The following is a 24,671-nucleotide window of genomic DNA, read 5'->3' as shown; positions in this document are numbered from 1 at the left end:
TGAAAAGAGAGTAGGCGATCAAAGTGAGAAAGCGTATGAGAGGAAGCGTTTTTACTAACTTCCAAGAAATGGTGGAAGAGCAATTTGGGATGGCATGCTGGGAAACCTTGCTGGCAAATTGTGATTTACCCAGTGGTGGTATTTATACCGCATCTGAAAACTATGATGACCAAGAAATTATATCTCTGGTGGTTGCTTTGTCGGATGAGACCAATATCCCGGTGAATCAATTAGTCGAAGCGTTTGGCCGTTATTTGTATAAAGGTTTAATACACAGTTTACCACCCTCTATGAGGGATTATCCTGATCTTTGGACGCTATTAGAGGCGGTGGATTCTGTGATTCATGTGGAAGTGCATAAGCTCTATCCCGATGCGGTGACGCCTAAGTTGGTGGTCCAGGAAAAGTTTGATTCAGGGGTGAAGTTGTATTATCAATCGCCTCGTAAGATGTGTTTATTAGCCATCGGCCTAGTGCATCAGGCGGCGGAAAGTTTTGGTATGTCGGTTTCCATAACACATGAATGTTGTATGCACGAAGGGGCAGATCACTGTCTATTACTGGTTGAGAAAGAACAGGTCAAGCAAGACTGAGCTGTCAGGGGGCGATCATGGATTATGAAGCAGCTTTTTTACGTGAACGCACTGCTCGAAAAAGAGCCGAGAGCATTCTCGAGGAGAAAAGTCGAGAGCTGCACTTACTGAATCAAACGCTGAATGACAATGTGGAATCCTTGGAGTTGGCTCTGCGGGAAAATAAGTTTCTTATGCACATTGGCCGTTATGGGCTCGAAAAACCCCGATTACGGGACTTTTTACCAACCATAGTGAAGGATATGCTGCGCTTGAGTGACGTGCCGTTTGCTGTGTATTTCCATTTCCCCTTTGATTCCAGTCAAGCGGATTATCGTTCCGATTTACTGCGTAACGAAAAAAACTTAAACACGGGGACGGCCTCTATTGCTCGTTCCGACTTAGATTTATTGGCCTGTGAGATTGAGGAGAAGGTTAGAGAAACAAGAAGAACCCATTTCCAAACGGTAGCTGTGACGATTGATAACGTCACCATAGATACAGTGGTGGCTCTGCCCATTATCAGCTTGGACTATCTTGGCGGCATCATTATTTTGTTTAGCCAAGGGTTAACATCAAGGCAGCAAAAAGAAATCGACATGTTTCGAGCGGGTATGAAACAGCTGGCGATTATGATGGAACACCGTTATCAAGAAGATAAATTATTGGCGAGTTATAAAGACATTAAAGTCGCTAATGAAGCGCTAAAAGAGACTCAGAAAAAGTTAGTTCAATCGGAAAAAATGGCCACTGTGGGTCAGTTATCAGCGGGCATTGCACACGAAATTAATAATCCGATGGGATTTATTAAAAGCAATATGGGGACCTTAAGTGGGTATGTTGATGATTTTGTCGAGTATGTGATGGCGTCAAAATCATTGGTGGATCAGGCCTTATTACGAGATGACTCGCTAAGTGAATCGGCCAAGGCGCTAGAGACCTTATGGCAAAATGTGGATATGGCGTTTTTATTAGAGGACAGTAAGAGTTTGCTCGACGAATCGCAACACGGTGTCAAAAGGATTCTGGATATTGTGGGCGGGTTAAAGCGTTTTTCGCGTCAATCAGACCATCAAAAAGAGCAGTGCAATATTGTTAGTATCATTGATGAAGCCTTAAACATGGCTCATAACGAACTCAAATATAAGGGAAAAGTCATCAAACAAATAGAAACCGTACAACCTGTGATGGGCAAAAGTGGCGAATTGTTACAAGTGTTTTTAAACTTGTTTGTGAACGCTTCCCATGCGATGAATGAGCAGGGGAAGTTGACGGTGAGTGTTGAGGATAAAGAGAACGGCGTACAAATTAACGTCGCCGATAATGGCAGTGGTATTGATCCCAAACATCTAGATTCTATTTTTAACCCTTTCTTTACAACGAAAGAAGTGGGGGTAGGGACAGGATTGGGCTTGTCCATTTCTTATGGAATCGTTGAAGAACACAATGGCACGATTGACGTGACGAGTGAATTAGGTGTGGGCACGGTGTTTAGCATTTGGTTGCCTTACCCTGATAGCAGTACAGCGACTTCTGAATAAGGAGAGTGATGATGACAAAGGTAGTGATTGATCAGACTCATGTGGTAGAGACTCCCAGCATATTGCTTGTCGATGATGAGGCGAATGTGCTGTCATCCCTGCGTCGGCTCTTCCGTAAACTAAATTGCACCATTTATATTGCCAATAGCGGTCAAGAAGGACTGGACACCCTCAAAGAGCACGCCATTGATGTGATCATTAGTGACGCGCGCATGCCCGAGATGACAGGTCCTGAGTTTCTGGCGATTGCCGCTGAAACCTACCCGGATACAACCCGTATTCTCCTCACAGGTTATGCCGATATGAGTGCGATTGTGGACGCAGTGAATCGAGGAAAAGTCTCCCATTACGTTGAAAAGCCTTGGGATGACGAGCGTTTAATTGCTTTAGTGGAAAGTGCGCTGACAAATACTCAATTAAAGAAACAAAATGCGCAATTACAACGTGTGGTACAAGAGCAAAACACGAAGCTTAAAGCGCTGAATGACTCCTTAGAAGCCACCGTGAAAGAGCGCTCCTCTAAAATTATTCAAATCAATGAAAACCTGAAAGAAAACTACCGTAATGTCATTGATTTGTTCGCTGGGTTGCTGGACATGCGTCAGCCTAAATCTGAGATACATGTGCCTGATATTGTGTCATTGGTAAGAGACATGGGCACTTGTTTGCAGATGACTGAGAAAGACGTGGATGTCCTGCAAGGTGCCGCCAAAATGCGCTATATCGGTCAGGTGTGTTTGTCCGATGATATTCTGAAAATTCCATATGAAACGTTAACACCGGAGCAAAAGGAGGAGTACGAACAATATCCCATGATGGGCAGTACCTTATTAACCTGTGTTCGACAATTATGGCCGATGGCAGAAGTTATCCTGCAGCACAAAGAATATTTAAATGGCAAAGGCTTCCCTAATGGCGACTGGGAAAAGTTTATCTCAAGGAAGGCGCAAGTATTAGCGGTGGCGAATGACTACATCGAACTGATGAATGGTCGGATGCTAGCAGAGCCTTTAACACATGTAGAAGCATTGCGTTATTTAAGTGCCCGAATGGGGGACTATTACGCGGCAGATATTGTCGAAACCCTGAAGTCAGTGTTATCGACTTATCAATTAGAAGAACCCATCAATGATCAGCGAATTTGGTCAAAACAGCTGGTTCCTGGCATGGTGTTATCGAGAAACTTGGAAAACCATAAAGGCGCTTTTTTGCTCTCTAAGGGTCATGTACTCACTGCACACATCATCGAAAAACTGGTCGAGCTGGAGCAACAATCTAAGGCTGAGTTTAAGTTTTTTGTAATTGTTCCAGAGGGAGTGATCATTCCGGACGTAGGTAATCGTGAGATAAAATCAAAGTAATCAATGTATTAAAAACAATTATTTTTTAATACATTGATTACCTTTGAGCATTGATAAAAGTGGCACCTTGAGGGCTGTATTTCCAAAAAGACAGCATTCTCTGGGAGTGTGCTTTGGTGATAAGTTTCTTCAATAAACGTTAACGTCACAAAACAGGACAGATAAGCCATTGAGCCATCTGCTCTGTTTTGTCTCTGACATCCATCCCACAATCTAGTATCCTTCTGCTTTCAAATTACACTTGCCAAACGTCAGGATGATGATCTTACTTGCAGTGATTTAAAAGATTGTGATGGAATATTGCCTCATTAGTTAAACGCTGTTTGACTGACATAACCATTAGCAGAAGGATTTTATGGTATGGAGAAAAACAAAAAAGCAATTTTTCTTAAAAAAGAGAAAGTGGCAAATTTTGATGCCAAAGACTCAGAGACGCTTCAAATAGAGACGATTAGGCGCTCTGCGGCCAAGACTGAACGATCAATGATGAGCAATGCTAAAAAAAGAAATACAGTAACTTTTATTGAAATGGAGTGATAGAAATGTACAAGGATGTAAAAGTTTTTGTAAGTTCAGAGTTTCAAGAAAGCCTTGATAAAAATAAACTTGATACACTTGTTAGCCAGTTTAGAGAATATAAGAGAACGGGAATCCCTCATGAGTCATTTGGTCGAGATACAACATATGATTTCCCCAGTGATGTGAAACAGGCTGAGATGTCTCATATTCACATAAAAGATGCTACATCAAAAGCATGGCACTTAAAGAAAATATCATATAATAAGACAAGTAATACTGCACTGATTTACTGCGAAGGCTTTTTTAAAAAAGATCATTTTTTACTCTTAGGCTTTCTGGAGAATGCTCATCAGGTATATAAGTTAAAACCGCTTTATTTATCACAATTAGCTGATGTAGCTGAAAGTTTTCGTGCGAAGTTTTAAGGAGTTTGTATGAGTATTAAACTAAATTGGAAAAAGGGTTTACCTTCCCTAGTGGGATTGTATTTTGTCGCTGTGAAAATGGGGCCAGCTGCAGGAGTTTATGACTTTGTGCATTGGAATGGAACGGATTGGGATCTTCAAATTCATGGTGATATTATTGGCTATGTTGATATACAAGATTTTAAAAATGCTTTAGATATTAAATGGCCTGAAGAGGAGACGATAAAGCGTGATCGTCGTCGTTTATCCGAAGATGATGGAGACCTTTGGACTGAGGCATAGTGCTACTGATTGTTTTTAAAACAATACTTACTATTTCAGTATTGATAAAATAGGTACTTTTCAAACTGTATTTCCAAAAAGACAGCATTCTCTGGGAGTGTGCTTTGGTGATAAGTTTCTTCAATAAACGTTAACGTCACAAAACAGGGACAATCCGTTATCACGTGATTGGCCCTGTTTTGTCTCTGACATCCATCCCACAATCTAGTATCCTTCTGCTTTCAAATCACACTTGCCAAACGTCAGGATGATGATCTGGTCGGTTATGTCAGTAGTAAGGATAGGTTTTTGAAAGAATTCGAGTTGATCAAAAATATCTTCCAAGCCTCGATGATGGCGAATACGCGCGGTCGTGAGGATATTCTGTTGGGAATTGGCGATGATTGTGCTCAGGTACAGGTGCCTGTTGGGCAGAGTTTGGTGCTTTCTATGGATACTTTGGTCGAGGGGCGGCATTTTCCCTTTGATGCGGATCCTGTGGATATTGGTTATCGAGCGGTGGCAACCTGTGTGAGCGATTTGGCAGCTATGGGGGCGAAGCCCGCTTTTTTTACCTTGGGGCTGACAATTCCGCAATCGGATCCCCAGTGGTTAGCTGGGTTAGCCCAAGGAATGGCGGAGTTGGCCGAACCGATAGGGCTGATTTTAGTGGGTGGAGATACCACTAAAGGGCCGTTAACCCTTACTTTACAAGTGCATGGGTATGTGGAGGCCGATCAAGTGCCATTGCGCGCTAATGCTAAAGTGGGTGATGATATTTATGTGACTGGCTTATTGGGGGACGCGGCGGCGGCAGTGCCAATCGTGACGGGGGAGCTGCTTGTGTCCAGTGAGCGATTTGATTATTTTTATGAGCGCTTTTGGCGACCTAAACCTCGCTTAATTGCTGGCATGGCGCTTAAACGTGTCGTGCATGCCATGATGGATATTTCCGATGGCTTAGCACAAGATATTCAGCATATTTTAACGGCTTCCAACGTGGGAGCTCAGTTAGAAGCAAACGCTTTGCCGATTTCGTCAGAGTTAGTGGCATGGCAACCTGAGTCGGCGTTATCATTAGCCTTAACGGGTGGTGATGATTATGAGCTGTGTTTTACCGCCCCATCAAGCGCTGCCCAAGACATTCAACTGATCATTCAAACGCTACATTTACCCTGTGTGAAAGTTGGGACTATTGTTGATTCTGGCTTTACTATTAACGGGTACGATGGCGACCTTCGTGGTTGGCAGCATTTTTAATAGGGTATTGGCGCGCGCCGTAGTCGTGCAACGATCTCGACGATAATTAACGGACATTATTCATGACACATCCTGTTCCTGCGTCGATTTGGCGCAATCCTATTCATTTTCTTGCCTTCGGCTTGGGGTCGGGGGCTGCGCCCAAAGCTCCTGGGACGTTTGGTACGGCGGCAGCCATTATTCCTTTCTTTTTTATCTGGCAGTATTTGTCGGATAGTCAATATTTGCTGATGTTGGTTGCGACTTCTTTGTTGGGTATTTTTCTGTGCCATAAAACGGCGAAAGACTTAGGGGTGCATGATCATTCTGGTATTGTATGGGATGAGTTTGTTGGCTTTTGGATTACCATGTGGTTAGCGCCAACGGGCTGGCAGTATATTACTGTGGGTTTTGTGTTATTTCGCTTATTTGATATTTTGAAACCTTGGCCGATTTCTTGGTTTGATAAAAATGTTCATGGTGGCTTTGGTATCATGATCGACGATATTCTCGCTGGGGTAGCGGCGTTTGCGGTGATGCAGTTATTGGGGCACTTTGTTTGGTAAATGCTCTTTGGTCGTCGGCTGTCAGGCAAAAGCATATAGATTGTCTTCATAAGTATATTGATTTGATGAGAGCATCCTTGTTTTTGAGGTGTGATCATTGTCTTTTTCGTAACAAATAAAGGGTGTTATGACGCAGGAATTGGATCATCAACAGGCTTTTCAGGTGCATTGCTTAGCCCAAATGGGGGTGATGACTTGGTTGCCAGATAACCAGGTGGCATCGGGAACGGTCTTTTATCCCGCTAATCCTTGGCCGATGGATCAAGCGTTTGAGCCAGTTGCTAAAACTCAAGTGATTGCGGATCAGATGCAAGGCTTTGGTGTGGTTGAAACAGCGCCGAAAGTGGTGGCGCCTGAAGCGAAAGAACAATCTGTTGCGAATTTGCGTGAGCAGCTTAATGCTGGCCCCGATATTATTGTCGAAGATCTGCAGCCAATCGAAGAATATGCCGTCGACATTGATCTCCCTGTAGAGGAAGAGGTGCCTGCCAAACGCAAGGTCATGCGTCTTGAACTGCGTGCGTTTGCCCTAGCTAATCAGTTGCTTATTTTGACAGAGGTGCCAACGGCGTTCACTCAGCAGGAAGACATTGAACGTTTAGCGCTGAAAATGGGGCAAGCACTTTTAAAACAGCCGATTGAAGAGTGGTCGAGCAGTGCCTTATCTTGGCCAGGTGGTCTTAGAAATCCATACTTTGTGTCGCGTCAAGATTGGTTGCTGGGTGCGTTAGAGAGCTTTGTGCAGCGGGTTAGTAAGTCCTTCCCTTCACCGCCTAAAATGGTATTGGCTGGGGCTAGCATTGGCGAGCTATTTGATGAGCTATCAAGCGAGAGTCCATTAAACGCCTTCCCAGCCGCACGAATTGTTAGCTTACCTGAGCTATTTCGTATTCCTGAGTTGCGCAAAGAAGCATGGCAAATCATGCAGACAGCCCTTTTCTAATGGGTTATCTGTGCAACACAATTTGGAGTGTGTAAATGACCCATCCAGTTAATTCGTCGTCGCATCGCATTCGTTCTGCCTCAATAAACGACCTAGAGGCGATTGTGTCCCTTGATATGGATTCTAATCCACATCCTTGGGGGGAGAATCTGATCAAAGACGCCTTGGCGACTCGCCAAAACTGGGTCATTGAAAGTTGTGATGAGCAGGGTAGTATAAACATTTCTGCTTGGCTGACGGCGTCTGTGTTATTTGAGCAATCTGAGCTTGAGCTCATTGTGGTTGGTCGGGCTTTTCGTCGACAAGGCTTAGCAAAAAAATTGATGACGCATTGGTTCGACGCTATCAAGCTGCAAAATATTGGCAGAGAACAGCCTGTCAGTGAGTGTTTACTTGAGGTGAGGGAGTCGAATTTAGGCGCGATTGCTCTATATAAGTCGCTCGGTTTTGAATTGATGGGACGGCGTAAGAACTACTATCAAAGCGAACAGGGTAATGAAGCGGCGCTGTTGTTTAATCTAACCATTTGATATCAAGGAGAAAGACCATGAGTAACGTATTAGTCCCCATTGCCAATGGCAGTGAAGATATTGAAGCCATTACTATTATTGATGTACTACGCCGTGGTGGTGTTGAGGTGACAGTAGCCAGTATAGAAGAGGCTAAGCAAGTAACAATGGCGTTTGGTAATAAGCTAGAAGCGGACGTGCTGTTAACCGAGGTGGCGGACAAACAATACGATGCTATTGTGCTACCTGGCGGAATGCCAGGGGCAGAGCATCTACGTGACTGTAAGCTTTTGATCGATATGTTGGAAAAACACGATATTCAGGACGCACTGCTCTGTGCAATCTGTGCCTCACCAGCATTGGTATTTGGTACCCATGGTTTTGTGGTCGATAAACAGGCTACTTGCTACCCTAGTTTTGAAAAAGGTCTGACGGGGGCGGAATATATTTCTGACCAGCCTGTGGTGATGGATGGCAATATTATTACCAGCCAAGGTCCAGCAACAGCCATGGCGTTTGCCCTTGGTGTATTGGCGAATCTTGAAGGCTACGAAGCCACGCAAAAAATTGCCGATGGGTTGTTGTGCTAGCCGTAGGGTATATATTTTGAGGTTATTCTTGACCAAAAAGTCAAGAAGAAAGTTGTCTTATTTATGAGTTTTTGCCCATTTTTGGCGCTATTGAGTGGACGCCATGGGCGTATCAGAGTAGAATTGGGCAGATTTTTTGAGCGCGAGTTCTATTGATGTTTGATCAATAGATGAACGGCAAAAACGCAATTTCTTAAAAGCGAGATGAGCCGCCGGTTTGTCTCGCTTTTTTGCAACCTGATAGGCTCTAAATGGGAGGTTCCTTTGGCAACATCAGCGATTCTGGCTCTGGAAGATGGCACGATTTTTAAAGGGGTGTCGATCGGAGCAGATGGCTCCTCAACCGCCGAAGTAGTATTTAACACTTCGATGACTGGTTATCAAGAAATTCTTACTGATCCTTCCTATGCTCGACAAATGGTCACTCTGACCTATCCCCACATTGGCAACACTGGCGTTAATTCTGAAGATGAAGAATCCAAACAAGTATGGTGTGAGGGGTTAATTATCCGTGATCTGCCATTATTGGCGAGCAGTTGGCGTAAAGAGGAAGATTTAGATGCTTACCTCAAACGCAAAGGGGTTGTCGGTATCGCCGACATCGATACACGTAAACTCACGCGTATTTTGCGAGAAAAAGGCGCGCAAGCTGGGTGTATCATGGCAGGTGAGCATCTTGACGAAGAGGCGGCGATTGCTGCTGCGCGAGCTTTCCCTGGGCTAAAAGGCATGGACCTTGCGAAAGAGGTGACCTCCGAAGAGTCTTACCAATGGACAGAGTCTACTTGGGATCTGGTAAAGGGACACACTACACCAGCGTCTTTTGACTTCCATGTTGTTGCTTATGATTTTGGCGTGAAGACAAATATTTTGCGTATGTTGGTAGAACGTGGCTGCCGTTTGACGGTTGTGCCAGCGAAAACGCCAGCAAGTGATGTGCTTGCGCTTAACCCAGATGGGATTTTCCTATCCAATGGTCCGGGCGACCCTGAGCCATGTGATTATGCGATCCAAGCCATCAAAGACATCTTGGAGACTGACATTCCTGTGTTTGGCATCTGCCTTGGTCACCAGCTGTTGGCCCTTGCGAGCGGTGCGAAAACCAAGAAAATGAAGTTTGGTCACCATGGGGCTAACCACCCAGTTCAAGACATTAAGAAAGGCACTGTGATGATTACCAGCCAAAACCACGGTTTTGCGGTGGACGAAGACACGCTGCCTGCGAATCTTGAAGCGACTCACAAATCCTTGTTCGACGGTTCTTTGCAAGGTATTGCGCGAACAGATAAAAAGGCGTTTAGCTTCCAAGGTCACCCAGAAGCGAGCCCAGGGCCACACGACGTTGCGCCACTGTTCGATCAGTTTATCGAAAACATCAAAGCCACCAAAGCCTGAGCAGGAACGAATACTATGCCAAAGCGTACTGACATAAAAAGCGTCTTAATTTTAGGTGCAGGCCCTATTGTCATCGGTCAAGCCTGTGAATTTGATTACTCCGGTGCTCAAGCGTGTAAAGCGCTTCGCGAAGAAGGCTTCCGCGTTATTCTGGTGAACTCTAACCCAGCGACCATCATGACCGACCCTGTCATGGCCGATGCCACTTACATTGAGCCGATTGAGTGGCAAACCGTTGAAAAAATCATTGAGAAAGAGCGCCCAGATGCGGTGCTTCCAACCATGGGCGGGCAAACTGCTTTGAACTGTGCGTTAGATCTTGAACGCCATGGAGTGCTAGCGAAATACAATTGTGAAATGATCGGTGCCACAGCGGATGCCATCGACAAAGCCGAAGATCGTCATCGTTTCGACGAAGCAATGAAAGCGATTGGCCTAGAATGCCCTCGTGCAGGCATTGCACACAACATGGAAGAAGCTCTGAAAGTGCAAGCGGAAGTGGGCTTCCCTTGTATTATCCGTCCTTCTTTCACCATGGGCGGAAGCGGTGGCGGTATTGCTTACAACATGGAAGAGTTCGACGAAATCTGTACCCGTGGTTTGGACCTATCCCCAACCAATGAACTGCTGATCGATGAATCTTTGATCGGTTGGAAAGAGTATGAGATGGAAGTGGTTCGTGATAAGAACGACAACTGTATCATCGTTTGTGCCATCGAAAACTTCGACGCCATGGGGGTACACACAGGTGACTCGATCACCGTTGCTCCAGCGCAAACTCTGACCGACAAAGAATACCAAATCATGCGTAATGCCTCGTTGGCCGTATTGCGTGAAATTGGTGTCGAAACCGGTGGTTCCAACGTTCAGTTTGGTATGGATCCGAAGACAGGCCGTTTGGTGGTCATCGAAATGAACCCTCGAGTGTCACGTTCTTCTGCATTGGCGTCCAAAGCAACGGGTTTCCCTATTGCAAAAATTGCGGCGAAATTGGCCATCGGCTACACCTTGGATGAATTGAAAAACGACATCACAGGTGGACAAACACCAGCCAGCTTCGAGCCTGCGATTGACTACGTTGTAACGAAAATTCCGCGTTTCACGTTCGAGAAATTCCCGCAAGCGAATGACCGTTTGACGACGCAAATGAAATCAGTAGGCGAAGTGATGGCGATTGGCCGTAACTTCCAAGAGTCACTGCAAAAAGCGTTACGTGGCCTAGAAACTGGCTCGGATGGGTTTAATCCCCAGCTGGATTTCAGCGAAGAAAACAGTAAAGAAAAACTGGCGTTTGAACTGCAATCACCTGGTTCTGAGCGTATTTGGTACGTTGGCGATGCGTTCCGTTCAGGTATGACGGTGGATGAAGTCTACCAAGTTACTGGCATCGACCCTTGGTTCTTGGTGCAAATCGAAGATTTGATCAAAGAAGAAGCAGCCTTGGCTGATAAAGGTCTGGTCGACATGACCTACGATGTGTTGCGTCGTCTAAAACGCAAAGGTTTCTCTGATGCACGTCTTGCAAGCTTGCTGAGTGTGACCGAAAAGTCCATGCGTGAGCGTCGTTATTTGATGAATGTGCACCCAGTCTACAAACGTGTGGACACTTGTGCGGCAGAATTTGCGACCAATACCGCGTACATGTACTCCACTTATGAAGACGAGTGTGAAGCAGCCCCGACTGATCGTGAAAAAGTGATTATTCTAGGGGGCGGTCCAAACCGTATCGGCCAAGGTATTGAGTTTGACTACTGCTGTGTTCACGCGGCGCTAGGATTACGTGAAGACGGTTACGAAACCATCATGGTGAACTGTAACCCAGAAACGGTATCGACGGATTATGATACTTCTGATCGTTTATACTTCGAGCCAGTCACCCTAGAAGATGTACTAGAAATTGTCCGCACGGAAAAACCCACTGGGGTGATTGTGCAGTTTGGTGGACAAACGCCACTGAAAATCGCCCGTGCATTACAAAATGAAGGGGTGCCGATCATCGGTACGACGCCTGAGTCGATTGACCGTGCCGAAGACCGTGAGCGTTTCCAAAGCATGATTCAGCGCCTAGGTTACAAGCAGCCTCATAATGCGACAGTGCGAAGTGTTGAGCAAGCAGCGGCAAAAGCCGCTGACATCGGTTACCCGCTTGTGGTTCGTCCATCTTATGTATTGGGCGGTCGTGCGATGGAAATCGTCTACAACGAAAAAGAACTGATGCGCTATATGACCAGCGCAGTAAAAGTTTCTAACGACAGTCCTGTGTTGCTGGATCACTTCTTGAATGCGGCGATTGAGATCGATATCGACTGTATCTGTGATGGTCATCAAGTGGTGATCGGCGGCATTATGCAGCACATTGAGCAAGCTGGCGTCCACTCTGGTGACTCAGCTTGTTCTTTGCCTCCATACTCACTGCCAAGTGATGTTCAAGACCAAATCCGCGAGATGATCAAGAAAATGGCCCTTGAGCTAGGTGTGGTGGGTTTGATGAACACACAGCTTGCGGTTCAAGATGGCGAAATTTATGTGATCGAAGTGAACCCTCGTGCCTCACGTACCGTACCTTTCGTGTCTAAGTGTATTGGTCGTTCTTTAGCACAAGTGGCGGCTTTGGTTATGGCCGGTAAAACGTTGGAAGAGCTTGGTTTTACTGAAGAAATCATTCCCGCCTACTACAGTGTGAAAGAAGCCGTTTTCCCATTCAATAAGTTCCAAGGTGTCGATCCGATTCTTGGACCTGAAATGAAGTCAACGGGTGAAGTGATGGGCGTGGGTGATACCTTCGCCGAAGCCTTCGGCAAAGCGGCATTAGGCGGTGGTACGGTGTTACCGACGTCTGGTCGTGCCTTTATCAGTGTCCGTGATATGGACAAAGATGGGGCCGTGGAGGTGGCGCGTCGTTTGCTTGAGCAGGGCTTTAATTTAGTGGCAACAGAAGGGACGGCAAAACACTTAACCGCCCATGGCGTGCCAGTGGATAGAGTCAACAAGGTTAACGAAGGCCGTCCGCATATTGTTGATATGCTGAAAAACGGTGAAATTGATTACATTATTAATACCACTGCAGGCACACAAGCTATTGCCGACTCTTCTGTGATTCGTCGTACAGCATTACAGCGCAAGGTTTGTTACACTACGACGTTGGCCGGCGCTGAAGCGACAAGTATGGCGATCAGCTTGAAAGGTGAAACCAAAGTTAGAAGATTGCAAGATTTGCACTTGGGGAAATAATGAAAAAAGTACCAATGACGGTGGAAGGAGAGGCTCGTCTCCGTCAAGAGCTTAACCACCTTAAATCCGTAGTTCGTCCTCGCGTGATTGCTGATATTGCAGAAGCACGTGAACATGGCGACTTAAAAGAAAACGCAGAATATCACGCGGCTCGTGAAGAACAGGGCTTTACTGAAGGGCGTATTAAAGAGATCGAAGGGAAATTAGCTGACTCGCAAGTGATTGATGTCAAAACGATGCCCGCCACAGGGAAGGTGGTGTTTGGCACGACGGTGACCTTGTTCAATGTGGATACCGAAGACACTGTTACCTATCAAATTGTGGGTGATGATGAGGCAGACGTGAAATTGAAGAAAATTTCTTATGCGTCTCCGATCGCAAAAGCCATTATTGGGAAAGAAGAAGGTGACGAAGTCACTGTCAAAATTCCAAGTGGTGAAGCGGTGTATGAGATCGAGAAAGTCGAATACATTTAATCTTCGCTATTCTCTAGAACATCAAAAAAGAAATCAAAAAACCACGGTGCGTAAAAGCCCCGTGGTTTTTTTGTTAAAAAAGCTTATGTCAGATCATTTAAGATGGATTGTGTGCCTTTCTCGCCGATCATGACGGCGACTGCATTAGTGTTGCCACTGGGAATTTGAGGACAGATGGAAAGGTCAATCACGCGTAAATGTTGAATACCATGGACCTTTAGATCTTGATCCGTGACACTGTTTGTCGGGTTGTTGCCCATGCAACAGGTACCTCCAGGGTGATAAACGGTTTTGATATCCCTGCGTATAAACTCCTCTATGGCCTGGGTATCTTCCGGTTTGATGTTTTCAGGTACGATGACCTCTTTGATCAGTGATTTTAAGGCTGGTGTTGCAAACATTTTTAGGCCTAATTGTACGGCCCTGATGTGAGCGTCCACATCTTCTCGATGATCCAGAAAGTTGGTGTCGATCTCAACCATATCGTTTGGATCGCTACTCTTTAGTCTGACCTCGCCGCGAGATTTTGGTTGTAAATAGCCCACTTTTATTGTGATGCCATGCTGTTCTGCAGCGGATTTTTCACCTGGGGTATTATCAAAATTATCCAATACAGGGAGAAAGTGCATCTGAATATCGGGCCGACCTTGTCCGCAGGTATCGACAACGCCAGCCCCTTCTAATACGTTAGACGTCAATAACCCTTTTTTTAAAATGAGCCACTCTAAAGCATGTTTCAGTGATTTTAGGCCTTTATCTTCTCCATATAGACTGTTGTTACCTTTTATGGAAGCGTTGATGGATAAGTGCAAATGGTCGTGAAAATTTTTGCCAACGGGGAGGTCGGCTTTTACCGGGATATTTAATGACTCAAGATGCTCTTTGGGACCAATGCCTGACAACATCAATATTTTAGGGTTGCCAAAGGTGCCAGAACTTAAGATAACCTCCTTTCGGCTGCGCACCTCAATGGGTTCGGCTCCGGCAATACTGACGACCACACCTTTCGCTTGGTTATCTTCGATAAGGATTTTATGCACCGTGGCTTGAGTGATAACCTCGATATTGGGATTATTTTTGACAGAGGCTAAATAAGTACGAGAGGTGCTACCACGGGTGCCATTGAAACTGGCGAGTTGGTATAGACCAATGCCTTCTTGGGTCGCACCGTTAAAATCAGTGATATATGGCAAGCCTAATTCTTGTCCGGCACGAACAAATGCCATGGTAAGCGGGTGACGATAACGATTATCGCTGATGCGGAACAAACCATCGTTTCCATGGTACTGATCGGCTAAGCTTTCATTATTTTCGGCTTTTTTATAAAACGGTAAGACCTTCTCATAGGACCATTGATCGCACCCCCATTGGTTTGCCCAGGCATCATAATCTTCTTTTTGCCCGCGCATATAGATCATGCCATTGACTGCACTGCCGCCGCCCAGCCCTTTTCCTTGAGCGATCAGCATTTCTCTATTATTAGCATTTTTTATAGGGAGTGTGATGTAAGGCCATGACGCGGTTTGAAAGATTTTTAAGGCCCCCGCAGGCATAACAAACAGCATACCATCGTTTTTTTCACCGGCTTCGAGTAGCAAGACTTTTCCTGCATTCGCATGGACGAGTTGAGCAGCGACAACACAGCCTGCTGAGCCCGCACCGACGACAATATAGTCATATTCGTTGAGCATGTTCTTTCCTCTCGTGGTTGGTTTGGTCTGCAAGTTCCGTTTGTTAGGTCTTTTCTGTTAGATCAATGCATCCCCATATAAGCGTTATGCAATCTGGTATGATCACCTCTTAACGCTTCACAGGTTTCATTTAGGACGCATTCACCGTGTACTAAAACAGCGGCTCGATCTCCCACTTCTAATGCCGCATTGGCAAATTGTTCCACTAGTAAAATAGCCATACCACTTTGTTTCAGCTCTTTTAAAATGGGTAAGAAGCGACTGACCACAATGGGGGCGAGTCCTAGAGATAGCTCATCAATTAACATGACATCGGGGGATTTAATGATGGAACGAGCTAACACTATCATTTGCTGTTCACCCCCTGATAACATTCCTGCAGCGGTGTTAAGACGCTTTGCTAATTCCGGGAAAAGCTCTAATGTGCGTGCCATACCCTGATCGGCTTGTTCTTTATTGTCACAGGCAGCGCGAATATTCTGTTCGACACTTAAGTGAGAAAATATCTGGCGGCCTTGCTCCACATAGCTCAAACCAGCCCGAACGCGTTCTAATCTTCCTAATTGGTCGATGGTGTTACCATGCAGATGAATGGAGCCTTGTTGAGTGGGAATAACATGGCTAATGGCATCTAATAATGTGCTTTTACCCGCTCCATTCGGGCCCAGAAGCACCGTGATCTCGCCGCATGGAATATTGAGAGAAAGGTCGCGGATGATTAACGCGCCACTGCGTTGAATATAAAGGTTTTGTAATTGGATCCCTTTCATTAGGCTGCTCCTAAGTAGGCTTCGACAACAGACGGATCATTTAACGTTTCCTCAACAGGCCCTGCGGCTAAGACTTCACCATATTCCAAGACAATCAAATCGCTACAGACGTGACGAATCAGGCTCATGTCGTGTTCTATCAATAGCACCGTGCAGCCAAATAACGCAGGGATTTGACGGATTAAGTTGCCAAGGTGTTCCGATTCCACCGAGCTCATTCCCGCAGCTGGTTCGTCTAATAGCAAGACTTTAGGCTTAGACATGAGGGCTCCAGCAATTTCCACTAAGCGTCGCGTCCCGACATCAATGTGCGCAATCAAGGTGTTTTGGTGGGGGCAGGCGAGTTGATTGAGCAGTGTGGGTAAACGGTGCTCTTGGAATTGTCTTCCAGAAGCAAGGTGGATGTATTGCTTGATGGTCAATTCTGGCACAGCACGACCTTGTTGGAAGGTACGGCGCAGCCCCATATTGGCGCGTTTAAACGCGGGTTGGGTGTCTAATTTGTCTTGTTCAAGAGTTATCTCACCGCTCATCGTCGGGCAAAAGCCACTAATTACATCAACAAGTGAAGATTTCCCTGCTCCATTAGGGCCAATGAGTCCGGTGACTTTGCCCGGAGCCAATGTAAAGCTGACATTATTTAAGGCTTTGACGGCACCGTAGGACAAGCTGACGTTTTTCAGTGACATTGAAGCATAGTGGAAAGATGGCATCCGCGTGGTTGTATCCACTTTTGGGTGTTTTGCTTCTGCTTTGTTGTTTTTCGTCTCTGGAGGAGCATTTTTTGCCGAGGGGACCTTGTTCTTGGCATTTTGGCTGAGGGCAAAAATCGCTCCACATGCAAACATCAGATCAGCAATATCCTTCCATTCCCCTAGTCCGACTAGGCTTAAGATCTGAGGGGTAAACCAAGTTAATACGCCTGCAAACAAGGCACCGGAAAGAAAACGCGATTTTGCTAAAATCGCCAGTGCAAAGATGATGAGTGACGCATAGGGCTCAAAGTTTTGTGAGGTAATGTTGCCCAGTTGCATCAAGAGTAATGAACCAGAAATCCCCGCAATAAAGGCGCCTGATACAAAAGCCATTACTTTACTGATTGAAACATTAATACCTAAGGAGGCGGCGGCTCGTTCGCTATAACGTACGGCAAACCAAGAAGCGCCGGTGGGTTGTTGCTCAATCCACACAATCCCTCGACTAATGACAAAGGTGATGGCAATCACAAAGAGCAAATAAGGCTTTTCATCGTACAGCCAGTCTGGCCGATCAAAGCTATAACCTTCCATCATGCCTGGAAGCTCTACCCGAGTCAGAACGATATAAATCGCCAAGGCAAATGATAGCGTGATGATGGCAAGGTTAATGCCCCTTACTCTAAGTGTTGGCACAATTAATAACAGACCAAGGATTGCTGCGCTTAAGCCACTTAATAGCAAAATCAATAAAATGGGCATGTTCGGAAAATGAAAACCAAGCCACATTGCGACCCAGGCCCCGACACCACTTAAACCCACCTGACAAAGAGAAATGATCCCTGCACGTTCTGTGGTGATCCCGATACTTAAGCAGGTAATGGCGGTCAGTAATACGGAAGTAAACAAAAACGTGTAGTAGGAGGATAACCAAATACTGGCGATTGCAAGTAAGAGTAAAGCGCAATCGCCCCCTAAAGCGTATTTTTTAAGCACGTTGACCATCCCATTTATCCTTACGTTTTGTCCAAAGAAGAATGACTAAGATCACTGGCAGGTAGATGGTTTGAGCATAGGCCGCCACCAACGAGTTAGACAGAATAAAGGCCTCTAATATGCCCAGCACCAAGCCACCAATGAGTGTCCAATAAAAATGATGAAACGCCCCAATTAGCGCAGTACACAGAGCGGGGATGATCAGCAAGCTTAAAGACGCATAATTGGCATTACGTGCTGACGAGGTAATAATGATGAGCATGGCCAAGGCCGACATGCCACCAGCAATGCTCCAGATGAGAATCGTCAATTTTTTTGAGGGAATACCAATTAACTCAGCCGTGGTTGGTTTAGCGGCAAAGGCTTGTAAGCGAATACCGATATGGGTTTTGTTGATAAATCGATCTAGACTAGCCGCCAATATGATCGACAGCAACAAGGAGGCAACCAGCCCACCATCTAAATTAACATTCCCCAGGGTGATACCAAGTTGCTCAAACAATGCGGGTGCTTGTCTGGGGCTGTCCCCAAACAAGCGTGTCCCTAGGGATAAAAAGCCCACCATCAGAGCAATCGCCACAGAAGAGCGTGTGCCAATATCACTGTCATTGAACCAGCGGGCCATAATCAGCCCGGAAAAAGCACCCACTAGGCTGCTAATAATGATCCCTATGATGGCGGCTAACCACAGTGGTGTTTTGATATCACTGAGCACTAAGAAACTGTAACTACCAAATAAGCCAATGGTGGTTTGAGCAAAATTGACCACGCCTCCCATGCGAGAAAGCAGAGTGATACAGAGTCCTAGAGAAGCATAGGCGGCACCAATAACGAGACCTGATGCAATCGTATCTAACATAAGCGGAGTCCTATTCTAAAAAGACATTATGGATAGCGTTATTTTGTATCAATACGAATAAAGTTCGGGGTGACGACATCCCAATGCCCTTTGTTGAGCTCTAAGAATTTTGTGGCGGATTTGGATAGGTGATCCGCTGTCTTAGCCATATCCAAAGGTGTCCCCATTAGCGGATTAGTGAGTGCTTTCGCTCCGGTGCTACTGCGTAATTGCGCAGTGATGCTTTGACGCGTAATGGGGCCTTTTATCTGTTTCATGGCTTGGACTAATAAGGTGGCAGAGATATACCCTCCCTGTGCAAAAGACGAGAGTGGCACATGGGCTTTGTTCATGAGATTTCGCCAGTCGTCTAAGGCATGGTTATTACTCATGAAGGGTTCGTATTCTGAGTTTGCATACACCTTACCAGGGTAGTCCTTCGCGGCTTTAGCAAAGCCTGATGTGTAGGCAGGTGTTAGGAAAACCGTGGTAATATTGGTGAGGTTCTGCATCTCCATCGCTTTTAACCAAGCAAGGTCCATCTGCTCAGCGCCAGAAAAGACAATGGCACTGCAGTTGGCCGAACGAGCATCCAATACATGGGGAGTCATATCGTCATTGGGGAGAACGGTCGTATCTAGCAGTTTGAGTTTTTTACCTGTCATTTTCTCATATTCTGCGACGGCCCATTTATTGCCTGCGGCATGAGAAGGGATACCCATTAAGAAAGCGCAAACATTTTTTTCTTTGAGGACTTCTGATGTGAAATACAATGCCGCGAGTGTTCCTCTGGCTGGACCAACGCTGACAGGGCCAAAGGCTTTTTTCTTATAACAACTAAACTCGCCCGCAACGCCTGGTAAAGATAAGATACCACGGCGATCATACAGTCTGGCATTAACGGCACAGTCTTGTAGACTGGCCGATCCTGCAAAGGCTAAAACCCCATCAGAATCAACTAGTTCACGAGCTGCTTGAGCCGTCACTCCCGCATCTCCTTTATCATCTTGCAGTAAGTATTCGATTTTTCGACCTTGAATACCGCCTTCTTTGTTGACGCGATCAAAGACCGCTTGAGCGGCGGCTGGCGCTTCCGGTAAGGTCATGGCGCCAGAAAGTGTGGCAAGTCCGCCGATTTTGATTGGTGAAGTATCTGCATAACTTGCTGTTGTGAGTGGGAGCAGGGTTAATACGAGTGATGTGGTAACTATGTTTTTAATTTTCATCTTGTTCCTCTTTCTCTGATATTGTCTTTTTTGGATATTTTTAAACCAATTTAACCAAAAATAATATAGTTATTTTCATAATATGAGATTAAGCATTATTTGTGCCATTCTTGATTTTATTGTTAAGTTGTGATTTTGATTGGTTTTTTTATGTCGCAAGAAAAAAGATCTGCAAAGGTGTCTTTACAGTCGTTGGTCTAAAAAGGGCAGAGCGCACGTTTATGATGCACAAGCAGTGCTCGTCGAGGGGGACAAAGAGGTGTTGTGTGGCTTTTTAGGGTGAGCCAATCTGGTTTCTATCGAGAGGAGGAGATCATTTCGACTATGAAGGAGGTGTTTGTCATAACATCAAAAGAAGAGTGGTTTACGGTGGACTCTGCTTTTGATGTGTGACTCGCTTTTTAGGTTTTATCGGTTACTTGCTCGTTGTCTAGGTGGGCGCCTTTTTCGATGCGGGCTGTGGCCTGTTGAAGACGCTCAACCACCGCTTCAAAACGAAATAATTCGAATGCACTGGTGGTGCCCACAAAGGCGATGCTGCCAATAATGTCATCGTTTTCGAGATTAAGGATGGGGGCGGCAATCCCTGTTAGACCAAGGTTAAGCTCATCATGAGTCACGCAAAAACCATCTTTACGGATTTTTTTGGTTTCCGAATTAAACTCTTTCCAAGTGAGGTTGTACTCGTCACTTGGCTCAATCTGTTCATCATAGATTTTTTTGAGACGATTAGGTTTTTGGAACGCCACTAGTACTTTAGATTGGGCCCCTTTAAAAATCGGCAAAGGGCGCCCTCGACCAAAAGTGAAACCATACTTTTTAATATCGGATTCGATATGGGTGTTGATGATATGACCATCGTAAAACACGCTCATGTAGACAGTGAGTCCGGTGTTTTTCGATAGGTCGGCCATTACTTCACGTCCATGGGAAATGAGTGGATCATGCTGACGCATCATCCAATCCAGTTCGATGATTCTAGGACCAAGGGTATAACTTGTATCAATACGGGTTAATAAACCGGCATCACACAGTTCTCGTACATAGCGATAGGCAGTTGCACGGGAAAGAGAGAGTTTTTTTGCAATGTCGTCCACATTGATGATGAGAGAGCCTGGCCCGAAAATATTGAGGACGTTTAACATTTTATTGAGACTGGACACATAAACCCCTTAGTTATCGATAAGTGTGTAGATTATAGGTTCGATAACGCTATTTAACCAAGTGTTTAAAGAAAACGGTTTAAATATCTTTTTTTTAATTTGTTTTTTTTACATAGTGAGACTTTGGTGTTTTCTTCCGTTGTTAGTATGACATTTAATTTACGACTAAAAAATGCTTCTATTCTCATTTTCTGGGCAATAGAGGCTGGCGCATGTCAACGAGGTTTGTTATCAGGTTTTTTCTTTATTTGAGAAAAAAATAAAAATATCGTTTACATAGGTTGTTTTATATGCAATAAATCTTACATTGTGTTTTTTGAGTGGTGTTTTGGCGAAATCGCTTAGGGTGATTTCAATACGCTAATGACACTGTTTGGTTAATCTATTGTCCATGCCATTCCTTAGTACAGAGCTAGGCATGACAATTAGGTGGAGGTAAGCAATGAGTCGTCATTTTAAATTTTTGATCAATGGGGAATGGGTAGAAGGGAATAACGCCCCTTTCAATGTTATCAACCCCGCCACACTGGATGTTGTGGCAACCTGTGCAAATGGGGATAAATCCCAATTAGAGGAAGCTGTCCAAGCAGCACAAGCCGCCTTTAAAAGCTGGTCGGTGTCCAGTCATGAAGAGCGTAAAAGCGCTTTAAACAAAGCGGGCGACGAATTAGAAGAGCGTGCTCGCGAAGTCGCTGAGTTAATTGTTGCTGAGCAAGGTAAACCGTTACCGCTTGCTATGGGTGAGGTAGAGGCGGGGGTCGCTTGGTTACGCTATGCCGCTTCCCAAGACATTCCTGTGGAAGTAGCGGAAGAGACCGACACTAAACGTATTGAGATACACCGTAAACCCCTTGGTGTGGTGGCTTCTATTACGCCTTGGAACTGGCCTTTAATGATTGCTATTTGGCACATCATTCCTGCTATAAGGGCAGGTAATACGGTGGTCAACAAGCCGTCTGGCTTAACTCCTCTAAGCACCATTAAACTGGTAGAAATTATCAATAACCATTTGCCAAAAGGGGTGATCAATATCATCACGGGTGAGCGTGGTATTGGTAGTGGTATTACCTCTCACCCGCAGATTAATAAAATTGTCTTCACCGGGTCCACAGAAACGGGCCAGTCGGTGATGCGCAATGCGGCTGATAATTTAAAGCGTCTGACCCTTGAGTTAGGCGGTAATGATGCGGCAATTGTATTAAAGGGCACGGATGTAGCGAAAGTCGCTCCCGATATTTTTGCGGCGGCGTTCTTAAACATGGGACAAACCTGTGGGGCGATCAAGCGTCTTTATGTGCACGAGTCTATCTATGATGATATGTGTGCTGCTCTGGTTGCCATCGCCAATGAGCAAGTAGTTGGTAATGGTATGGACGAAGGTGTGAACTTTGGTCCGGTGCAAAATAAAGATCAACTGCAAATTATTGTGGATTATGTGGAAGATGCCCGTAAAGGTGGGGCGACCATATTAACGGGCGGCCAGCCGCTTGAGGGAGCTGGTTATTTCTATCCGCCGACGCTGGTTGCTGATATTGCTAATGATGCTTTGCTGGTGAAAGAAGAGCAGTTTGGTCCAGCACTGCCTATCGTCAAGTTTTCCGATGTGAATGATGCGGTAGATATGGCCAATGGCGTAGATGTGGGGTTAGATGGCTCGGTTTGGGGACCTGATACGGCGGAGGCAACGGCTATCGCATCTCGTCTGGAGTGTGGTACGACCTTCGTCAATACACACGCTAAAATCCAACCGAATATTCCCATGGGCGGTTGTAAAATGTCGGGCTTTGGGGTGGAGTTTGGTGAAGAGGGATTGCTGGAGTTCACTTCGCTTCAGGTCGTGCATATTAATAAATAATTGTTTTTTCTTTAGATATATTTTTCTTAGAGATTTCCTTCCATTTTGACAGCGTGAGCGGTTTATCTGCTTACGCTGTTTTTTTTTGCTGTATGCATGCTTTTTCGTATTTTGAGAATAATGAAAGTAGACCGATAAAAATGGCAAAAAATATCATAAAAATCTTACATTTGGCTTTTTATATCAAATAAAACGTATTTTATTCATTGACAAGATGCGTTCTATTCGCATAATGTGAGAATAAGTTAAATAAAGAGGTTCTTCTATGAATGGTGCAGAAGCAATTGTTAAGGCGGCAGTCGACTCAGGTGTTGAGTACTGTTTCGCAAATCCAGGAACCACGGAAATGCCGTTTGTGGCGGCGATGGACAGTGAGCCAAAATTTCGTCCTGTTCTCAGTATGTTCGAAGGCGTGTGTACTGGCGCGGCGGATGGTTATGGCCGAGTATCAGGCCGTCCAGCCTTAACGCTCACCCATTTGGGCCCTGGTTTTGCCAATGGTATTGCCAACTTGCATAACGCACGTCGTGCCAACAGCCCGATTGTTAACTTGGTGGGGGATCATGCTTCTTGGCATGTGAATTATGATCCACCGTTAGCGAGCGATATTGAATCCCTAGCACGCCCGGTTTCTGCGTTTTTCCGTACCTCTAAATCCGTTGATCGTATGGTTGAAGATTTTGCTGCGGCCATGCGAGCGGCTTGGCAACCTTCTGGAGCAATTTCAACTCTTGTCTTGCCGATGGATTTGCAAGCCAAAGCATTAACGGGCGGCATGCCTAAGGTTTCTATTCAGCCTCCGAAGCGCCATTTTAAAGCGGATTATGTGGATGCCGTCGCATCGCGTATTAAAGCCGGCAAGCGTCTGGTCTTTATCGTGGGTGATAATGGTTTGGATGAAAAAGGTCTAACGGCTGCTGGCCGAATTGGTAAGCTACCAGGCATCAAAATGTTTGCTGAAACCTTTCCACGTATTTCTCACCGTGGTGGTGGTTTGCCAGACCTTGATCGTTTGCCTTACTTCCCTGAAAAAGCCATTGCTGAATTAGAGCAATACGATGAAGTGGTTTGTGCCGGAGTGGTTGAGCCGATTGCCTATTTTGGTTATGAAGGGATGCCTTCGCGTTTGGCAGAGACGGATCGTTTGATAACGCTGGCGGATGTGGGTGATGACGTGTCAGGCGCTATGGAAGCCCTCGCTGAATTGCTTAATGCTCCTGCTCATAAAGATTTAGAAGGCACCATTGAATTGCCAGCGGCAAATGAGGCTTTAACCCCACAATCTATCGGAAAAATAGTTTCCAGTGCCTTACCGGACAATTGCATTGTGTCGGTTGAAGGCGGCACCTGTGGTTACCCATTTTTCACCGAATCTGCCTTGGCGGCGCGTCATCGCGTGTTAACCAATACTGGTGGAGCTATTGGACAAGGTATTCCAGCGGGCTTCGGCGCGGCCTTGGCTGAACCGGGTAATACCGTTGTCTGTTTGCAATCGGATGGCAGCGCCCAGTACACCATTCAGGCCTTGTGGAGCATCGCGCGGGAGAATCTGCCGGTGGTGATTCTGATTGCCGCTAATCATAAATACAACATTCTCCAAAATGAATTACGTCGGTATGGCGTGACCGAATTTGGTGAAAACTCCTTAGCGTTGACGGAATTGGATAGACCAAGAGTGGATTGGCAAGCCTTGTCAAAAGCTTATGGGGTGGATTCCGTTTGTGTCACCAATAACGCAGAGCTAATGCGTGAATTTAAAGCGGCGTGTGATGCAAAAGCGCCACGCTTAATTGAAATGTCTTTGTGAGG

At 45.6% G+C, this 24,671-nt stretch carries 22 protein-coding genes; 16 read left to right on the top strand and 6 right to left on the bottom strand.

Annotated elements, in window-relative coordinates:
- The first annotated feature begins 35 nt into the window (after positions 1-35).
- The 14 genes from AC0VYI_RS22720 to greA all read left to right on the top strand — a co-directional run bounded on the left by AC0VYI_RS22720 (position 36) and on the right by greA (position 13,628).
- Positions 36-593, top strand: a complete 558-nt coding sequence (locus AC0VYI_RS22720; RefSeq protein WP_475445778.1) for a heme NO-binding domain-containing protein — start codon at positions 36-38, stop codon at positions 591-593.
- Positions 594-610: 17 nt separating this feature from the next.
- Positions 611-2,113 (top strand): sensor histidine kinase, encoded by a 1,503-nt coding sequence (locus AC0VYI_RS22715; protein ID WP_199476330.1) that lies wholly within the window; start codon positions 611-613, stop codon positions 2,111-2,113.
- An 8-nt stretch (positions 2,114-2,121) separates the two neighbouring features.
- Positions 2,122-3,474, top strand: coding sequence for a response regulator c-di-GMP phosphodiesterase, NosR family (gene nosR / locus AC0VYI_RS22710; RefSeq protein WP_475445776.1), 1,353 nt, complete (start codon positions 2,122-2,124; stop codon positions 3,472-3,474).
- A gap of 360 nt (positions 3,475-3,834) precedes the next feature.
- Entirely contained in the window at positions 3,835-4,011 is a 177-nt protein-coding gene (locus AC0VYI_RS22705) for a hypothetical protein (RefSeq protein ID WP_475445774.1), read from the top strand.
- A 5-nt stretch (positions 4,012-4,016) separates the two neighbouring features.
- Positions 4,017-4,418, top strand: a complete 402-nt coding sequence (locus AC0VYI_RS22700) for a type II toxin-antitoxin system YafO family toxin (protein WP_475445772.1) — start codon at positions 4,017-4,019, stop codon at positions 4,416-4,418.
- Between the two features lie 9 nt (positions 4,419-4,427).
- Positions 4,428-4,700, top strand: a complete 273-nt coding sequence (locus AC0VYI_RS22695) for a hypothetical protein (protein WP_475445770.1) — start codon at positions 4,428-4,430, stop codon at positions 4,698-4,700.
- 288 nt (positions 4,701-4,988) lie between these two features.
- On the top strand, positions 4,989-5,939 hold the full coding sequence (gene thiL, locus AC0VYI_RS22690; RefSeq protein WP_475445768.1) for a thiamine-phosphate kinase: 951 nt from the start codon (positions 4,989-4,991) through the stop codon (positions 5,937-5,939).
- A gap of 62 nt (positions 5,940-6,001) precedes the next feature.
- Positions 6,002-6,484: a phosphatidylglycerophosphatase A family protein gene (locus AC0VYI_RS22685; protein WP_475445767.1), complete on the top strand. Its 483-nt coding sequence runs from the start codon at positions 6,002-6,004 to the stop codon at positions 6,482-6,484.
- A 127-nt stretch (positions 6,485-6,611) separates the two neighbouring features.
- Positions 6,612-7,427, top strand: a complete 816-nt coding sequence (locus tag AC0VYI_RS22680; protein WP_475445766.1) for a hypothetical protein — start codon at positions 6,612-6,614, stop codon at positions 7,425-7,427.
- A gap of 35 nt (positions 7,428-7,462) precedes the next feature.
- Positions 7,463-7,957, top strand: coding sequence for a GNAT family N-acetyltransferase (locus AC0VYI_RS22675; RefSeq protein ID WP_475445765.1), 495 nt, complete (start codon positions 7,463-7,465; stop codon positions 7,955-7,957).
- A gap of 17 nt (positions 7,958-7,974) precedes the next feature.
- Positions 7,975-8,526: a DJ-1 family glyoxalase III gene (locus AC0VYI_RS22670; protein WP_199476336.1), complete on the top strand. Its 552-nt coding sequence runs from the start codon at positions 7,975-7,977 to the stop codon at positions 8,524-8,526.
- Between the two features lie 264 nt (positions 8,527-8,790).
- A complete protein-coding gene (gene carA / locus AC0VYI_RS22665) occupies positions 8,791-9,921 on the top strand; it encodes a glutamine-hydrolyzing carbamoyl-phosphate synthase small subunit (RefSeq protein ID WP_475445763.1) in 1,131 nt (376 codons plus the stop codon).
- Positions 9,922-9,936: 15 nt separating this feature from the next.
- Positions 9,937-13,152: a carbamoyl-phosphate synthase large subunit gene (gene carB / locus AC0VYI_RS22660; RefSeq protein ID WP_475445761.1), complete on the top strand. Its 3,216-nt coding sequence runs from the start codon at positions 9,937-9,939 to the stop codon at positions 13,150-13,152.
- A complete protein-coding gene (gene greA, locus AC0VYI_RS22655; protein ID WP_199476339.1) occupies positions 13,152-13,628 on the top strand; it encodes a transcription elongation factor GreA in 477 nt (158 codons plus the stop codon). The genes carB and greA overlap by 1 nt, the downstream gene beginning before the upstream one ends.
- A gap of 83 nt (positions 13,629-13,711) precedes the next feature.
- On the opposite strand, the gene AC0VYI_RS22650 is transcribed toward greA, so the two are convergent.
- The 6 genes from AC0VYI_RS22650 to AC0VYI_RS22625 form a co-directional block, all read right to left on the bottom strand.
- Positions 13,712-15,319: a GMC family oxidoreductase gene (locus AC0VYI_RS22650; RefSeq protein ID WP_475445760.1), complete on the bottom strand. Its 1,608-nt coding sequence runs from the start codon at positions 15,317-15,319 to the stop codon at positions 13,712-13,714.
- Between the two features lie 62 nt (positions 15,320-15,381).
- The gene (locus AC0VYI_RS22645) at positions 15,382-16,089 is read right to left on the bottom strand and encodes an ABC transporter ATP-binding protein (protein ID WP_475445758.1); all 708 of its coding nucleotides are present in this window, start codon (positions 16,087-16,089) and stop codon (positions 15,382-15,384) included.
- The gene (locus tag AC0VYI_RS22640; protein WP_475445756.1) at positions 16,089-17,789 is read right to left on the bottom strand and encodes a branched-chain amino acid ABC transporter ATP-binding protein/permease; all 1,701 of its coding nucleotides are present in this window, start codon (positions 17,787-17,789) and stop codon (positions 16,089-16,091) included. The genes AC0VYI_RS22645 and AC0VYI_RS22640 overlap by 1 nt, the downstream gene beginning before the upstream one ends.
- Positions 17,773-18,639, bottom strand: coding sequence for a branched-chain amino acid ABC transporter permease (locus tag AC0VYI_RS22635; protein WP_199476343.1), 867 nt, complete (start codon positions 18,637-18,639; stop codon positions 17,773-17,775). The genes AC0VYI_RS22640 and AC0VYI_RS22635 overlap by 17 nt, the downstream gene beginning before the upstream one ends.
- 38 nt (positions 18,640-18,677) lie before the next feature.
- Complete coding sequence (locus AC0VYI_RS22630; RefSeq protein ID WP_199476344.1) at positions 18,678-19,844, bottom strand: ABC transporter substrate-binding protein; 1,167 nt, start codon at positions 19,842-19,844, stop codon at positions 18,678-18,680.
- Between the two features lie 401 nt (positions 19,845-20,245).
- A complete protein-coding gene (locus tag AC0VYI_RS22625) occupies positions 20,246-21,007 on the bottom strand; it encodes an IclR family transcriptional regulator (RefSeq protein WP_475445753.1) in 762 nt (253 codons plus the stop codon).
- A gap of 442 nt (positions 21,008-21,449) precedes the next feature.
- On the opposite strand from AC0VYI_RS22625, the gene AC0VYI_RS22620 reads away from it, so the two are divergent.
- Both AC0VYI_RS22620 and AC0VYI_RS22615 read left to right on the top strand, forming a co-directional pair.
- Positions 21,450-22,862 carry an aldehyde dehydrogenase family protein gene (locus AC0VYI_RS22620; protein ID WP_475445751.1) on the top strand — a complete coding sequence of 471 codons (1,413 nt, stop codon included), beginning with the start codon at positions 21,450-21,452 and terminating at the stop codon, positions 22,860-22,862.
- A 265-nt stretch (positions 22,863-23,127) separates the two neighbouring features.
- A complete protein-coding gene (locus tag AC0VYI_RS22615; RefSeq protein WP_475445749.1) occupies positions 23,128-24,669 on the top strand; it encodes an acetolactate synthase large subunit in 1,542 nt (513 codons plus the stop codon).
- The last annotated feature ends 2 nt before the right edge of the window (positions 24,670-24,671 follow it).

This window comes from Marinomonas sp. 63XJN7_9_ISO-PGPR-S23-217 (assembly GCF_056173515.1).
The sequence above is the reverse complement of the archived record's forward strand: the minus strand, read 5'-3'. Positions and strand labels throughout refer to the sequence as shown.